Source organism: Paraburkholderia azotifigens (assembly GCF_007995085.1).
GTDB classification, from domain to species: domain Bacteria; phylum Pseudomonadota; class Gammaproteobacteria; order Burkholderiales; family Burkholderiaceae; genus Paraburkholderia; species Paraburkholderia azotifigens.
Genome location: NZ_VOQS01000005.1, coordinates 2,521,781 through 2,536,685, shown reverse-complemented (window position 1 = coordinate 2,536,685; position 14,905 = coordinate 2,521,781). Strand labels below are relative to the sequence as shown.

Sequence of the window (14,905 nt, the reverse complement as noted above, 5' to 3'; positions counted from 1 at the left end):
GACGCTCGATATCCGGGCGGACCGAGACCCGCCCTGATACTCGCACCCGATTTGGCTGCGCTGGATTGGAGGTTACGCGTCCGCCGTCGCAGTTTCACCGGTAAGGGCCGCCGGCGTCTCCACCGCGGGTTCCGCGACCTTCGCTGCACTCTTCACAGCGACCTTCTTTGCCGCCTTACGAGTGACGGTCGATCCCTTTGCAGCCGCTTTTTGTGCCGCCACCCTCTTCGCAGCCGCTTTCTTCGCGGCTGTCTTCACCGGAGTCGCCGACACCTTTTTCGTCGCCGGTTTAGCTGCAATTTCCGCCTTCGCTACCGTCTTTTTCACAGCAGGCTTCTTTGTTGCAGCAGCTTTCTTCCCGATCGCTTGTGTCCGCGCTGCGTTCACGCCTTTCTTCATGCCGCGAGTTTTCGCCGGACCAGCGGTTGTCGATTCCGACGTTTCAGGACTTCCGTCAATCAAGAACGAGGACAAATCTTTTACGCCAGCCAGCCACGCCGGTGCACGACCGCGACCGCTCCAGGTGGCGCCAGTTTTCGGGTCGCGATACTTTGCCGGCTGAGGCCCCGTCGGATAATTGCCAACACGCTTCGCTGCTGGGCCAGTAGGAGCAGCCCCTTCGCCCCTTTCTGTCAGAAATCGGTTACGGTCCTTCGCCGAAGCAATCCAAGCGGGCGCACGGCCATGCCCGGTCCATGTGGCGCCAGTTTTTGGATTGCGGTATTTGGGAAGCGATGCGGTGGAAGCGACGCTGACTTTTTGCTGTGGCTGACCGCCCCGTTCGTTTCCCGCGATATGTGCATCTATATCGGCGATAGTCAAACCATGCTTTTCCATGATGTCACGAATCTTCGCGATCCCGACTGAGGATTGCCTGGAGATCAGTTCATTCGCACGAGCCTGCAGTTTCGCGATTTGCGATTGCAGTTTTTCGAGTGTTGCCATATTCCCTCCCTATGATGTCAACGGCCGCACTATGCCATATAAAAATGGCGGAGTGCGAGCTTTCGGCGCTAATTTTTGGGTCAAGTGATCGCCAATAAGCTCAATCGGAACAATTCATGGCTATTCGGCTGTTCGGCTTATCAGCCACGTTTCGCCGCGCCAGTGCTTGATGGCAATTTGTCTCGGTGTCGCACGACCTAGAGCAGAGTTGACTGTTCTACCGAATCAAGAACTTTGACTAGTAGGGCATCTACTCCAGGTGGGTTATCAACGCCTCGCCGAAGGAATTTCAGATTTTTCCACGCCGTGCGCCGCTATCGAAGGCTTAGGAGGACTGGTGTCAAGATGATGGCTTCTCGGCACCTTGTAGGTACCCCATGAGTACTCACGCGTGATGACCGGACCGTCGGAAAAAGATGTATTGGCGATCGAGCACTCGCGTTCGGGCGGCGCTTGCAATAGTTTGTGAATCTCATCGACGCCATCTCGCCGGTCGATATCGTGGCTCCGTCCCCGTCAAGCCAAGCCAAACTGCGCGACGTCCATTTAAAACGGTGTTCCGCGCTCCAGCCTCATCGACATATAGATGCTCGCTTGACACCGGACCCGTTAATGGGTGTCAGCGATCCACCCGCGGTTGTCGAACAACCGTAACTGGCCCGATCTCGGCCGCCTAGCTCGGCGCCGCCCGTTTCACCTGACCCAGTGCTGGTCGCTGGCTACTTTCTCCGTTTCCCTAGCGTCGGTAGGCCTCCCTGCACCGCTCTCCCCTCAAGGGCAGCGAGATCCGGCTTCACGAACTGTCTCCCGATCCGAGCTTCGTTCTCTCGCAGCTGGTCCAATGCGCTGAAGAGCGAGACGAACTTGCCAAACTCCAACCGCTCTTCAGCCGGTCGCTTGTGCGGTGGTTCGCGTCGAACGCGCTTTTCAGGTTCTCGAGCCCGCACCGCCGCAGGCGCCGGTGCGCCGGTGAATGGACGATGGAAAATGATCTCTATGAGGTAGCCGTGTGTGGAGTGAGCGAGTGCGAAGGCAGGTTTATATTGCGAGTGGTGTCGCGCCTCGATCAACCGGCTTTCGTTTCGCACGGTTACGGCCCCGAGCCGGGGAATGGGCAGGATAACTTTATTCGAGTCTGAGAGAGCGCAGTCGCCCGAAAATTTAAGCTCGATCCGCTCAGGGATGCGGGAAGCCCATTGGATAACGAGACTCTTCAACAGATCGACTGCGTCGCCGCGATGTCCCGCAACCAGGTAAGGCTGAAGTTCCTTATGGTGTTGCAAGAGGAACATCGAGGCATCGTGCCGAGATTGAGGCTTCCGTTCGGCTTTCAAAAGCAGCGATCTGAGAAGAGTCGGACCAGAGAACAGCGTGTCGAGGAGGGACTTCTGGGCTGGTGTGGGTTTGAGGTCACATCGGAAGATCGTATCGACAGGTGCGGGTGTTTCCTCGGGCTTCGGTGGCGCAGTGGCGATCGTAGCCGCGCGGGGTGGCTGATTCCCGCCGCTCTGTCGTTTGAGCCGCTCAGCCTGGAAAGAGCTGGTAGGCGTGAAGGCCGTCCGCGAACCATCCTTCGCGACGTGGAAGAGAGCTTTGGGCGTCGCGTGTACGGCGCCAGGCGCTCGCGCATCCAGTAGCGCGCCGTTGTTCTTCAGATGCTTCTGCAGATCCCGTAACTCGACCGGAAGCCGACCGGTCTCGGCGCGTCGCATGAGGGAGAGCAAGGCGCCAAGCTTGGGCGCGACCAGCAGGTAGTTCGGTACCGCGAAAATAATAGGTTGCGGCACGCCAATGCTCGCAAGCAGTTCCTTTCCGCGGCCAATGCGCGCCCCGACCGCCTTCGTCGCATCGAAGGCCACCCGGGACCGTAGCTCGTCAAAATCCGCTTCGCGCAACAGGCCCAGATCAGTAAAAGTCTGTTTGCATTTTGCGACGATGGCCCGGCATTCCCCGTCAGTCGAAAACGACGACGTGCTAATCGAGCCGGCTTTGTATCCCCAAGTCCTTCCTGAATGGCGCGTTCCTTTATACATTTTTTGTATTATTGAAACAGGGTTTTGAAAGAATAGCACGTACTTCCAAGGACAATTCGCGGTTCGCCTAACATTAAGGTGGCGGAGGTCAGCAGTCTGACGAGCAGCCCACGGCCGTATGTCCGGTTGCGCGTACAGGTGAATTACTGCAAGTGCCCGCGCGCAGCCTTTCGCAGAGGCGCGATGCAGGTCGCTCTAACACTCCGGCAAATCCAACAATTTCGGCTCTTAAATCCGGCGAATCCAATTTATTCGGCCCCCGTCATCTGTAGCGTGCCCGAATTCGTTGGGAACTCTTTGAGTTTACGGGACGCTCGGTCCAACGAATTTCGTTCCCCTGCAGTCTCAAAAACCGGAAAGATAAAGGCGAAAAATTGTGAGAACGGCATTCGTGGGGCGCCGCCTCTTCCTCGCCACGCGTGCAGGACGCTCCCACAATGATCGCACTACGTGAGTGTTAGTATAAAACTATACTATTTAATAATTGATAGCATTTAAATTCGCTTCCGACGTAGCTCCTGAAAAGGTTGTAGTGTGATGCGACCGTTCTGCCTACGGCCTCGACGGTATCAGGGAGACACACCCATCCTCGCGTCGACTATCTCGGCATCGGCTCAACGCAAGCGCTCTCAGGCGGGACAATCGAGAAGATCGACGGTCACCCCTTCGTCGTTGTTTCCATATCGAACCCGGTAGCCCCACTTTCGCTGCAGGGCTGCGTCTTTCCAGACCCGCGTATATTGCGTTTCATAGTTAAAGACGAGTTCTATGTCGCGGTCCTTGTACGCTCGTATGATCTTCGCGACAGCCTGTGCATCAGGATGATGATGACGTGAACCGTTTGAGGAGAAGACAAAGACCTTCGCCTCGAGCGCCTGGAGCAGCTCATCGGTTACGTTTTTAGCGCTGCCATGGTGCGCAACCTTAAACACATCGACCGTGAGCTTGCCCGCGGTAGCGACCTGCCGGATGCCCGCCAGTAACACGGATGGATGAGCGTCGGCGGCGAGAAGAAGCCTCTTTCCTTCAAATTCGACGAGCATGGCAATGGAACTCCCGTTCGCTTCGGCCGTGTCCTCCTTCTCCTGCTGGCCGGCCAAGCGGTCTACGTCAATCCCGCCCAGTGGCACCAACCCGGGTGGGCCCAGCGTCGCTTTCCTCGGCAGGGCTCCCGGTACCAAACCAGCGGCAATAATCTCCGCCGCCCATTTGCCTTTGAGCTTGCGGAGTTCCTCCGCACTGGGCGACAGAATTGTTAGCGTGGCAGCCCCGAAAAGCTTCGTGCACGCCGCTCCATCAAGGTTGCGCATAACCGGACCGTCGGAAAACGAAGCGTTCCATCGACCGGGCGCCTTTTCGAGAGCTGCGCTCAAGCGCTCTCCCATCACTGCTCCCAACGAACGCAAACCCGGCGCTTGCTCCAGATGCTTCCAACCGTTAAACCAGACCTCATCAAACTGACTGGCGATGGCGGGATCCTCCATCAACGCAAGCGCGCCTCCGATGTGATCCTCGTCAACATGGGTTATGACTAGTAGCCTGTGGCTCGTCGACGCGTCGGCTTTTGCTACCTTCCTCAACTCTGCTCGAACGGCCGTCGAGGTACCTTGGGTGCCCGCATCGACCAGGATATGCTGAGGGGTGTTGGAATCGCCATACTCAATCCAGAGCGCATCTCCGTTTCCAGCGGCGAGCACGCGCAGGCGAAAAATGCTTTCCTTATTTTTTAAGCTCATTCAGTACCTGTGAGTTTCGATATTCAAATCATCTATGGGCATCCAGCCCACGTTGTGAGACTATCACTCCGCTCACAATGGCTTCTCGAATAATGACCTATATTGTCGAACCACCGACCGGGGACACTACACCCGGAATTCACATCCTGCTAATTGGTGTCGATAGATACGAATACCTGCATGAGGAAGATGGTACGCATAGGGAACTAGGCGCGGGCTTTAGCGTGCTGGATGCACCGACTCATTCTTGCAAACTGTTAGGTGAATGGTTTGCCAATGGCAACCTCCGTAACCGAGGATTCACTGTCAAGAGCGTGGACGTTCTCGCGTCCCGCGCAGCGGGCGCCGCAGACGTTACGACCACCGATTATGAGCAACCGACGTTTGGCAACGTCCGGAAAGCCATTGAGCGTTGGTACAAACTCGGACAGCTGTCGCCAGACAACCTTCTTGTCTTCTATTTCTGCGGCCACGGAATGCGACATTCGGAAGGGAATCACAGTCTGCTCTGCTCGGATTTCGGAGCCCACGATCTCGCACCTTTTGACCACGCGATACACTACGAAGGCCTCGAACGGGGAATGCGGACGTGTGCCGCAAATCGCCAACTATTCTTGCTGGATACCTGTCGAGCGCCTTTACCAGCGTTCACCAATAACTTCACCGAATTCGGGAACGCAATCGTTGCACGGCGCGCTCCAGACGATCTCGGGGCGGTTTCGCAGTCGGTTTTGTGGGCAACCGCCGGTGGTGCGCAAGCATGGGTACTATATGGCGCCCCCTCGGTCTTCGCAACCACGTTCATTCAGAGTATGAAGGGAGGCGCAGCGATTTATGACGCCCGTAGTGAAGGCATGGTGGCGACGGCTTCAAGCATCCAGTACGCCATGGCGCAGTATCTCGCTGTAGTGACAGGAGTCGACCAGGAGCCCGAATCTGGCCAACCCGTTGGCAAGACGTTCACATTGCACAAGTTTGGGGACGATTTCAGCATACCTGTTGTGGTCCGTTGTGACCCTGACGAATATTCGGCGGGCGCATCGCTGTCCTGCCAAGACGCGTCCGGAATAGACGTCAAGACGCGGCAACCATATGCGACGGAGCCCGATCATCGCTGGATTCTTGATCTCTCTCCTGGTAGCTACACGTTCCATGCCGCGTGCAATCTCTCAACGCCATGCCAGGGTACCGTTACGAAAGATGCTCGTCCGCCAATCGCCGTAGTCAGAATCCCGATGGAGTAGCGAATTGAGTAAGCTGGAAATTGCGATATCGCCTGTCGACGTCGAGACCGCACGCTTTGACTTGCAGACGACCGCCTTAGCTGACATCGCTCTATTGGACGAGGGCTCGTCCACCTTTGGCCGGCCCGTCCTGACAGACGTGCCTATATTTGTGGACGCAGGTCTGGGCGAAACCGATGTGCAGTTGACCGCTGGACGCTATCGGGTTTCCGCAGCTTTGCCGGACGGCCGCCACTTCACTCAGATCGTCAATGTCCCATCAGCGGGTGTCGCAAGGGTGGTGTTGTCCGGGCCAAATATCTCGCTTCCGAGCCAACGATACACGTTTCGCACGACGCCTTCTGCGCTCGAGGGCCCCCGGGAGCCCCGACGGACAATATCGCCCGCTGCCCTTCCGTCAACGCTTCCTGTGGCGACGCGGACGGCCCTTGGTTATCAGTTCCAGCAGATTCCCCCCGCCAGAAGTCGTTCCTGCAGGTCGCGGCACAGCCTGCCACGAAAAACCTTCTCGGCGCCTATACGGGCCCCACGATACAAACCCGACGTCACCCACACCCGGCGCGTCGGATGGTCTATGACGTCGTAAGCACCTCGTTCGATGTAGATCGCCTGTGGCAGACGCTCTCCGATCGTGCGTCTGTTTCACGTTGGGCTAACTCATTCCTGGTTCCCCAAACGGACGATATCGTCAGAATGCAATCAGTCGACGAATCATTGCGATCTGGCTTGCTCAGTGCGCGATCGCACGACGCTTTATGGCCCTTGCTACATCGGCAGGGGGCGCGACTCAAGCGGCTAAAGTGGTATCGACAACGCTACATCGTCGCTAGAGGCGAACAGGGCATAGAGCAACTGGCTCTTGTGCCGCTTAGCTGGGACCGAAGCAGCGTCGTCGCAGAGATAGACGATAGATGGAATTACCAGACGGGAAATTGGAATCTCAGGCTCCGATTGACCGACGGAATTCTCCAATCGATCGTCGGCTACTTCATGCAAGGTGATATGCACAGAGCACTGAAGCTCCTGGAAGGTCGCCCGGAAATCTTTGCATCGGAGATCACGAACCCATACGCGGCGATCATTGCGGGATACGTCATCGTCCATTCAGATGCACAGGCCATCCCCTACGAGGGTTGGGCTGCCTGGATCCAGAACCTGGCGACCCAACATCCGGGCATACCGGACACGCAGATTCTGCTTGCCACCATCTATCTGCAAAGGCGCAAGTTGATGGGATCTTTGGCTTACCACAACGACCTGACCGACGCTCAGCGGTTGCATGCTGCATGGTCGTTGTTAGATTTGTCTATGAACGGAGGACTACCAATCTATTCGATGGGATCGAGGCTTCTGGTCGACAATCTGGAGATCCTGTCGTATGAGCTTGAATCATGGTCCCAAGAGGTGGTGCTTGACACGATGGACGGGCGTCCAAAACTAGCGGTTGGTGCGCTTGCGAGCGAAATCCGCAAAGCAGCGGCGGCGGCCCGCCTGTTTGGTCTATGCGTGCAGAGTTCGCAATTATTCAACGTGCTCACTATAGCTTGAACGCATCATCGCATTTTCATGTGATGTCTGGCCGCTGGAAACACCTGCCCCTGAAAGAGTACCGATCGTCACGCCGGATCAACACCGCTCGGATTGGTTCTAGAGAGTATCAGCCCGAGCGCGTTAAGCACTCTCGCCAAATCATCCTCGCCTGAACGACCGCTCTATGCCAAAGCCATCGGGTCCGGCATCGCGTCCCAAGTCTGACCATCAAACAGTCGACCGTTAGCTTTCTTGGAACGTCGGACGCCGTCAGCGCCCCAGCCGCCCCACTGCTTGAAAAAGAAGAGGACACCTTGCTTCTCACACTGAACCTTCACCCGTTCGACCCATCCGGACTTCATCGGACGCGCCTTGGGTCCCGACTCACCGCCTACTATAACCCAGTCAATGTTGCGCAGGTCCAGTTTCCCAAGGTCCTCGAGTAACGGCTCGACCGAAAGAAAGCGGATACCGGCTTGCACCTGGCGCAAATGGTCAATACGTGGGACGCCATGCCGCTTGTCTTCCACAGACACCCCCAGCCAGGCGTTGGTCGGAATATCATTACGCCCACAGTAACTTGCGAGCCGCTCCGCGCGCTTCGTGAGTATCTGGAAGGTGTGTTGAGGACACGCCCGTATCGTGTCAAAAACCCGCGTGATGTACAAATCTGGCACCGACTGATGAAAAAGGTCAGACATGGAGTTGACGAAGTAGACCGTCGGCTTTGCTCTGTTCAAAGGCTCGTCCAGCCGGTTCTCCAGCAGCGTCAGGTGGAAGCCGTTTTCGTAGCCGGGCGTACCCATCGCCTGCAACCGATGAGCCATACCCTCCGCATAGCAGTTCTTGCATCCTTGCGACAGCTTCGTGCAGCCAACGGTTGGATTCCACGTCCGCTCTGTCCACTCAATCTTGCTCTGTCCGCCGCTCATTTTGTAGCTCCATTCTCTTTTACCCGGAATTGTACCGCTGCGGATCGCGTCGTCGACACAATCCGTACATCGAACAGGAGGCTGCGGCACCGTAGCACCGGTCTACGCATGTGACGCGATCGGCAACCGTTCCCGCTTTGTCCGTGTAGCTGCCGGTTTTAAATGGCAAGACTGACGCTGTAACGCAACGACCTCGGATGGAGCGCCGAAGTCGACTATATCGGTCACAATTGCAACGCCGGACAGCGCCGACGCGTCAGACTTTAATCAGCTGCAATCGCTCGTTCGCTTCAAAGTGCAGCGGCCGCTTGTATCGAGTAGTTGCGTTAGCATCAAGGTTTCGAAGTTCACCAGCCTTCAGCAGCCTCACTAGTGACGCTTGCAGCTCCGATGGTAACCAGTTGGTCTGCTCAAGGATTTCAGCAAACGCATCTGTGTCGATCAGTCGTTCACCGTCGGCGAGATAGGTGCGCCAGTAGTTGTCGACATCGACCGGCAATCTTCCATTTTCCCGGGCTCCTTCGGCGGCATCAGGAGAAGGACCAAACATATCCAGCATGCCGGTTTCCTTACTTCGCGCATCGAACCGGGTGGCCGCTCGCACCTTCTTTTGAACTGCATCGACGTGTTCCGAAATTTCCATGAACTTGACGATGCCCAGTGGATGCGTTGTCAGGTATACAAGGTGGTACTTTGTCCGCTGTTGCAAGGGATCGAGAACCGTGACATACGCTGTCCGCGCGCGATACTTCGAATGCTTTGCGGGCACGCGCCGTGTCAAGGCCGTGCGGTAAGCGTTGACGAGCGCTTCTTCCCTGTCGGCTGGCAGCATGTCCTCGAGTTCAACAGTTGCCCCCAGCAATTCCTTCATGTCGTCCTGCCACGCATCCATCGAAACAGTACGATTGATGTTGTTGAACGCAAAATTGATCAGAAATTCGGAACGGGGGCGCCGCAATAGGGGCTCCATTTTCTTTGGCCCGATCTCCTTCCAGCCTTTCGGATCAACGAAGAAGAACGTGAACGCATCTGGACCACACCAATCGAGAATTTCCGCCTGAAGATCCAGAAAGTCGCCATTGCGGCAATCGTGCTCAACCGACGAGGGTGCGCGCTCCCGAAGGTAGGTCGATAACCGGGCAAAGGCTTGCTTCCCCTTCTCCACGTACAGTGCCCTCATCCTGGATTTCACGCCTTGCTTCTCCAAGGCCAGCTTGGTGACAGCAAGAAGACTAAGCGAGAGCGAAATGGACGTTCCATCGAGATCTTCCCCTCGCGCGCCCCAAGGGCCGGCAAAACAGTCGACATAACAGATTTCAACCTTGCCGCTCCGTTTTGCGCTCATTCCGATGATGAGCACCAGCTTCTCAAGGTAACTTTTGAGTAACTCATGTTTGACCAGCGCCTGTTCGCGGCCACCGTACTCTGCAGGGACGACAAATGTCATTGTTCTCTGCCTCGAGGTCTCTCTAGAGCGTGTTAGGCACTTGCTGCCAAACCTGGTAACCTGGCGGAATGAGCAAACGCCGCCCCTACCCAACGGATGTATCGGATGAAGAATGGCACTTCGCCGCGCCGTATTTGACCTTGATGAACAAAGACGCACCGCAGCGTCGATACGAACTGCGCGAAATGTTCAACGCGCTTCGCTGGATCGTGCGCGCGGGTGCACCCTGGCGCCTGTTGCCCAATGACTTCCCGCCGTGGGAGATGGTCTATCAGCAAACGCAACGCTGGATTCAGGCGGGTTGTTTCGAGGCCATGGTCAGCGATTTGCGTTCGATCATACGAGTCGCACAGGGGCGCCAGGGGCAGCCCAGCGCGGTGATTCTCGATGGGCGCACGCTGCAGTCGACGTGCGAGAGCGGGCCGCGAGCCGGTTATGACGGATACAAGCGCAAACAAGGCAGCAAGGTCCATATGGCCGTCGATACTCTGGGGCAGTTGCTTGCTGTGCATGTAACACCAGCCAATGAACAGGAGCGTGCACAGGTCGGCGAGCTTGCGCGTCAGGTCCAGCAGGCCACCGGCCAGACAGTGAAAGTCGCGTTTGCCGATCAGGGATATACCGGCGAGGAACCTGCGCAGGCCGCGCTTGACGAGGGAATTGAGCTTCAAGTGATCAAACTGGCGGAAGCGAAAAAGGGCTTTGTCCTGTTGCCGCGCCGCTGGGTTGTAGAGCGCAGCTTCGGCTGGTTGAATCGCTTTCGTCGACTCGCGCGCGATTACGAGCGCTTGCCAGAAACACTTGCCGGGCTTCACTTCGTCATCTTTGCCGTTCTGATGCTCGTCCATTTCGGAAACCTCACCAAAAGTGCCTAACACGCTCTAGATTCTTATTTATTAAAGGTCCGACTGACATATTACTTCGACAACGTAGACACCAGGCCTCCGTCGGACCCGGTAGTACAGCACGATCCATCGGAAACCTGGAAGTTCGAAGTATGCCGGATCCTTCGATTCTTCCCGACGAGTCGTCTGCTATAGCAGGTCTGCGCCGCGCACGTCTCGCTTGACATGGTCCGTACCAAACGTTGGTGCCGCCAGGAATCAAACGCATGATAGTCACTATTGCGGAGAAATGCCGCCAACCGCTCCGCTCACAGCATGCCATCATGGGAGAGGCCCAACCATCCTCCCCAAGGTTCTTAGGATCGATGCCAAGCATGCGCAGGGTATCGCTTATGAGATCGATCTCCGCAAGCATCCGCGCAATAGATCCTCGGGGAAGGTCCTCGGGGCGAGGTTTCCCCTCGGCCTTGCGAACGGCATCCACGGTAGCGCGACAGGCGATTGCCTCAAGATGTTGAAGATCAGTTGCCACTTTCAATTTCTTTACAGTTCAGACATCTGATTATCGGCCACGTTTCGAGATTCTTGATGTTCCCTTTCGCGTCGTCTATGAACGTGCCCAGGACCATTGAATCTCCCGTAAAAGCTCACCATACCGGTCGCCGTGCCTGGCTCGACGCATGTCCCGCATTGCGGTCATCGCCTATTCGAAAGCACAACATCGCTTGCTACGGCAAACGCGTTTCTGTTCTCCATTATGTTATCTCCGGACGACTTGTTATGCAGGAGTCGCCCGGCTTCATGATCTCCGTTACGGCTGATAGCGCATGGTGCATGGCATAGTTGCGCCCTTCGCGCCCGTACCTAACGAGCGACGCATAAACCGCCGATGAGCTTCAACGAATGAGCAAGCGCTTCACCAAGTAGTTCTCGCATAGCCTGCATAAGGCGTCGCGACGCAAGGGATCGCGACATCTTATGCGAGAGCATGACAACAGCTGAGGTACTCGGGCGTCTGACGTCACTGGAGCGAATGTCCCGCGCTCGCCATGTTGTCTTCAAACCTTCCACGATGGTGCTTGGCGCTCTCGGGAAGCGATGTCTGAATTGCCTGAAGCATTTGCAGCACGAACTGGCTCGCGAGAACGTTCACGTGAACATACTGAAGCTCAATGCCAGGAATGTCGGTGGTCGCGTTCGCCTGCACACATCCACTGTTGGCGAGCGCGGCAGCCGCATCGGAGAGACCGCCGGGGTGACTCAAACTTTCCGCACGGAGTACACGAATATCCTCGTGATTCGGTGGCAGTTCGCATCGAACAAACGCACCGTGGCCTCCCTCCTCCAGCATGAAGCCAACCTCTTCATTCTTTTTCATCGCGTCGATGGCTGCCCATACACCTGGGTCAGCAGAATCAGCAAGCCAGTAAATCTGCGCCGCTCCGGATTGATAGCGCAAAGACAGCACGATGCGCCCATCGAGTCGGAAATGCCCGAATCCAAATGTGCCCTCTACATGAGCCAAATCGAGGAAGCGATTCAAGTCGATAGACGACACGAGCACAGGCGTGTCGGGCTTCATGGACGAAGCGGAAGCCGACCTTCCAGCGAAATCAGACGCCTTTTCTATCATTCCGATTGGTGCGAGCGTCGGAACGTAATCAGGATTGTCGGCTGTCGCATACGGAGTGTCCGGTGCAGGCCAGCCAATGCCCCCCGCGCGGTGCCCTCACCTCGCACGTCTGCACCCTCAAGGATCTGGACCTCGACAATGGGAGTGACACCCTCCTCACCACCTGCTTGCTCTAACCTGTGAGCTGCCAACTGTTCGAATGACTTGTGTTCAAGTAACGATTGCGCGTAGCGATAAAACGCATCCGGATTAGGCACCCGCCCGTCTCGACGATACTTCTCGTAGAAAGTAGCGCTCTCGTCGTCCAGCCCGCACGCGTTCACGCTAACACCCCCCGCCATCCCCCTAACCACAACGAGTCCCCGGTTCTGTTTCCAGATACCCAGAGTTTTCCACAACTCGGGGTCTGATAAATCCATTAACGCATAGTGAAATATGTTATTGATTTGGGTCTCAAGAACCAATACGCGCGCCTCCGGATTGTCTGCGGTTGCGAACGTAAATGTTGGGCTGATGCCCCGCGAGCCATCATTGTCCCATTCGTTCGAAACCGCGTTATAGACGAGACACGGGCTGCCGACGAAGCGCTTGAACTTCGGGTCGTTCCCGGTGTAGGTTGAAAGATAAATATACGACTGCATCTGGTTTCCGTTTTGTTGAATTTTTAAGCGCATCTATCTCAATGCGACGACGAGCTTTTCCTTGCTGCTCATCTTATTTTCTCCATTGAGAAAATGCAACATAGTGATTAACCCATATTTTTACGTTTAAAATTTAAAAACCAAAAAAAGGAGCAGCACACTTTTCAGGTAACCGCATTCCATATAAACGTTACCCTTCATCTATTCCTGCTAAGTCGTTCGTTCAAATACGTCGAATAATCAAATACATCAAATAACCGACTTTCCCCGTGAAACGAGCAGGCTCATCGAGCCCGCGAGCTCAATGGTGGTCCGACTAAGCTCGCCGAGAACTGCGTGTGCAGAGGATTGCGCATCTTCATCAATGCGCGGTTTGACGGTCGAATCTCCGACATGCACCGGAAGTCGCCTCGTTTGTGGAAATCTGATGAAGAAAGAACGAAAGAACGTCGACGACGAAACAGTGAAGCTCTTCGAAGGCCGACTACCCTGACCGTCGCTTCCCATGTGCTCGCGAACACCCCAGTCAGACGAGCTGATTGTGGCGAGCTAAAAGCCGTACTTTCGCAACTGGTCCATACATGCCGAGCACGACCACTCGTTCGCGTGTGGCACGCCATACCTTCTTTCTCCGCGGCGTCTTCGACTATTTCAGGACGGAAATGGTCGGCCTTAGCAGATTCGCTAAACCGAAGCCAGTGTCGCTCGTCGAGAAACACGTCGTCGACAAGCGCAGCATCACAGGCATCGGCGTACGGACCCAAAAAAAAGTACAGTCGCGTTGGGATCCGCGCGCTCCAGTTGGGCAATTAGTTCTCGAACTTTCATGCTCCGCCTCGTTCTCTGTTTGTAGCCACGACTCACGACACCCATCCCAGACCGGGATATCTGTGCCCATGCCGTTCGGCCCTTCAATTCAACAGTGCCGCCGCTATCACACCTCGACACGACGCAAAGACGAGAGGTGAGCTTTTACGGGTGGCCTAGTCACGCTGGACACGCAATAGCCCTTTCACGCTTATATCTTCGTCAAGTTCGTCCCAGTGCAAACCTTGTCCTGAGGATGAGATGCGAACCTTGCCGCGCTGGACTGGCGAAGCCGCGAGCAAGCGCGGGAACGAGGAAAACGGCACGCGGAGTGTCCGACCGTCGGAAAGAACCACGACGAAGTGCGTCGCATCGACATGGACTGCAATTGCTGAAGGACTCATTTCAGTCTCAGAGAATTTCGAACCGGCGAAGAGCACGACGATGCAAGAATGCGGTCGTTCCCGTGAACAAGTGAGAGTTTCCAGGAGGTGCCTCACACGCCGCATGCGACACGATCCAAGGCCAGCGGCATGGTGTACACCCCGATACCACTCGCTCGAACATACTGGACGTCGTCCTGTATCGCTCGCGACCGGGGCGGCGAACCGCGCTTATAAATCGACAGGCGAGCGCTCGCCTCCGCAGTTGCGGATTCTCAATTCAATCATCGAGCGGGCACGCACTGAGCGTTCGGCTACTCGGCGACGTCGGTCAGATCGATGCTCACAGCCGGTTTGCCCAAGGCCTTCATGCACTGAAGAAAGAAGATAAACGTGAAGGCGCCGCGCGAAATCTTGTTCGCGATGGAGCGCTCGGTCTCTTCAACTCCCAGCCCTTCAAGCAAAACAGAAAGCTGTTTGTAACCAATCTGCTTACGCACGAGTTCAGCCCGGAGGACCCGCTTCGCCTCCTTGTTCCAGTCGACCATCTAACGAACCGGTGTCTGAATCGAGGTGATCAGTATGCCATGCTTTCCGGCGAATCTTGGTATATAGTCTCAAATGTGGGATATTCACCCTGTAATTTAGGTATTCGGCTTGCCGTATAACCAGTTATTCAAGCTGGTCGTGTCGGTCGCTTCACTTGTAGGAGTCCTGGAGATTTCCGGG

At 56.0% G+C, this 14,905-nt stretch carries 12 protein-coding genes; 3 read left to right on the top strand and 9 right to left on the bottom strand.

Going from position 1 to position 14,905, the window contains the following annotated elements; all coding sequences use genetic code 11:
* Positions 1 to 72: 72 nt before the first annotated feature.
* The 3 genes from FRZ40_RS43405 to FRZ40_RS43395 all read right to left on the bottom strand — a co-directional run bounded on the left by FRZ40_RS43405 (position 73) and on the right by FRZ40_RS43395 (position 4,714).
* Positions 73 to 945, bottom strand: coding sequence for an H-NS family nucleoid-associated regulatory protein (locus FRZ40_RS43405; protein ID WP_147238385.1), 873 nt, complete (start codon positions 943 to 945; stop codon positions 73 to 75).
* Positions 946 to 1,664: 719 nt separating this feature from the next.
* On the bottom strand, positions 1,665 to 2,978 hold the full coding sequence (locus FRZ40_RS43400) for a hypothetical protein (RefSeq protein WP_240057518.1): 1,314 nt from the start codon (positions 2,976 to 2,978) through the stop codon (positions 1,665 to 1,667).
* 629 nt (positions 2,979 to 3,607) lie between these two features.
* Positions 3,608 to 4,714, bottom strand: coding sequence for a ComEC/Rec2 family competence protein (locus FRZ40_RS43395; protein WP_147238384.1), 1,107 nt, complete (start codon positions 4,712 to 4,714; stop codon positions 3,608 to 3,610).
* Positions 4,715 to 4,806: 92 nt separating this feature from the next.
* On the opposite strand from FRZ40_RS43395, the gene FRZ40_RS43390 reads away from it, so the two are divergent.
* Both FRZ40_RS43390 and FRZ40_RS43385 read left to right on the top strand, forming a co-directional pair.
* On the top strand, positions 4,807 to 5,958 hold the full coding sequence (locus tag FRZ40_RS43390) for a caspase family protein (protein ID WP_158647087.1): 1,152 nt from the start codon (positions 4,807 to 4,809) through the stop codon (positions 5,956 to 5,958).
* 567 nt (positions 5,959 to 6,525) lie between these two features.
* Positions 6,526 to 7,506 (top strand): hypothetical protein, encoded by a 981-nt coding sequence (locus tag FRZ40_RS43385; protein ID WP_147238382.1) that lies wholly within the window; start codon positions 6,526 to 6,528, stop codon positions 7,504 to 7,506.
* Positions 7,507 to 7,670: 164 nt separating this feature from the next.
* Here FRZ40_RS43385 and FRZ40_RS43380 read toward each other — a convergent pair whose 3' ends face one another.
* Together FRZ40_RS43380 and tcmP are read right to left on the bottom strand one after the other, a co-directional pair.
* On the bottom strand, positions 7,671 to 8,420 hold the full coding sequence (locus tag FRZ40_RS43380; RefSeq protein WP_147238381.1) for a DUF5131 family protein: 750 nt from the start codon (positions 8,418 to 8,420) through the stop codon (positions 7,671 to 7,673).
* Between the two features lie 256 nt (positions 8,421 to 8,676).
* A complete protein-coding gene (tcmP, locus tag FRZ40_RS43375) occupies positions 8,677 to 9,867 on the bottom strand; it encodes a three-Cys-motif partner protein TcmP (protein ID WP_147238380.1) in 1,191 nt (396 codons plus the stop codon).
* A gap of 68 nt (positions 9,868 to 9,935) precedes the next feature.
* On the opposite strand from tcmP, the gene FRZ40_RS43370 reads away from it, so the two are divergent.
* Positions 9,936 to 10,742 (top strand): IS5 family transposase, encoded by an 807-nt coding sequence (locus FRZ40_RS43370; protein WP_147233640.1) that lies wholly within the window; start codon positions 9,936 to 9,938, stop codon positions 10,740 to 10,742.
* A gap of 991 nt (positions 10,743 to 11,733) precedes the next feature.
* Here the strand turns inward: FRZ40_RS43370 and FRZ40_RS43360 are convergent.
* The 4 genes from FRZ40_RS43360 to FRZ40_RS43345 form a co-directional block, all read right to left on the bottom strand.
* The gene (locus FRZ40_RS43360; protein WP_147238378.1) at positions 11,734 to 12,294 is read right to left on the bottom strand and encodes a hypothetical protein; all 561 of its coding nucleotides are present in this window, start codon (positions 12,292 to 12,294) and stop codon (positions 11,734 to 11,736) included.
* A gap of 47 nt (positions 12,295 to 12,341) precedes the next feature.
* Positions 12,342 to 13,019 (bottom strand): hypothetical protein, encoded by a 678-nt coding sequence (locus FRZ40_RS43355; protein WP_147238377.1) that lies wholly within the window; start codon positions 13,017 to 13,019, stop codon positions 12,342 to 12,344.
* A gap of 950 nt (positions 13,020 to 13,969) precedes the next feature.
* Complete coding sequence (locus tag FRZ40_RS43350; RefSeq protein ID WP_147238376.1) at positions 13,970 to 14,197, bottom strand: DUF2442 domain-containing protein; 228 nt, start codon at positions 14,195 to 14,197, stop codon at positions 13,970 to 13,972.
* Between the two features lie 293 nt (positions 14,198 to 14,490).
* Positions 14,491 to 14,724 carry a DUF6471 domain-containing protein gene (locus FRZ40_RS43345; RefSeq protein WP_147238375.1) on the bottom strand — a complete coding sequence of 78 codons (234 nt, stop codon included), beginning with the start codon at positions 14,722 to 14,724 and terminating at the stop codon, positions 14,491 to 14,493.
* Between the last annotated feature and the right edge of the window lie 181 nt (positions 14,725 to 14,905).

Excerpts from the sequence above, each read along its gene's own strand:
- FRZ40_RS43405 (WP_147238385.1), bottom strand. The coding sequence starts at position 945 with ATGGCAACACTCGAAAAACTGCAATCGCAAATCGCGAAACTGCAGGCT.
- FRZ40_RS43400 (WP_240057518.1), bottom strand. The coding sequence starts at position 2,978 with ATGTATAAAGGAACGCGCCATTCAGGAAGGACTTGGGGATACAAAGCC.
- FRZ40_RS43395 (WP_147238384.1), bottom strand. The coding sequence starts at position 4,714 with ATGAGCTTAAAAAATAAGGAAAGCATTTTTCGCCTGCGCGTGCTCGCC.
- FRZ40_RS43390 (WP_158647087.1), top strand. The coding sequence starts at position 4,807 with ATGACCTATATTGTCGAACCACCGACCGGGGACACTACACCCGGAATT.
- FRZ40_RS43385 (WP_147238382.1), top strand. The coding sequence starts at position 6,526 with ATGGTCTATGACGTCGTAAGCACCTCGTTCGATGTAGATCGCCTGTGG.
- FRZ40_RS43380 (WP_147238381.1), bottom strand. The coding sequence starts at position 8,420 with ATGAGCGGCGGACAGAGCAAGATTGAGTGGACAGAGCGGACGTGGAAT.
- tcmP (WP_147238380.1), bottom strand. The coding sequence starts at position 9,867 with ATGACATTTGTCGTCCCTGCAGAGTACGGTGGCCGCGAACAGGCGCTG.
- FRZ40_RS43370 (WP_147233640.1), top strand. The coding sequence starts at position 9,936 with ATGAGCAAACGCCGCCCCTACCCAACGGATGTATCGGATGAAGAATGG.
- FRZ40_RS43360 (WP_147238378.1), bottom strand. The coding sequence starts at position 12,294 with ATGAAGCCCGACACGCCTGTGCTCGTGTCGTCTATCGACTTGAATCGC.
- FRZ40_RS43355 (WP_147238377.1), bottom strand. The coding sequence starts at position 13,019 with ATGCGCTTAAAAATTCAACAAAACGGAAACCAGATGCAGTCGTATATT.
- FRZ40_RS43350 (WP_147238376.1), bottom strand. The coding sequence starts at position 14,197 with ATGAGTCCTTCAGCAATTGCAGTCCATGTCGATGCGACGCACTTCGTC.
- FRZ40_RS43345 (WP_147238375.1), bottom strand. The coding sequence starts at position 14,724 with ATGGTCGACTGGAACAAGGAGGCGAAGCGGGTCCTCCGGGCTGAACTC.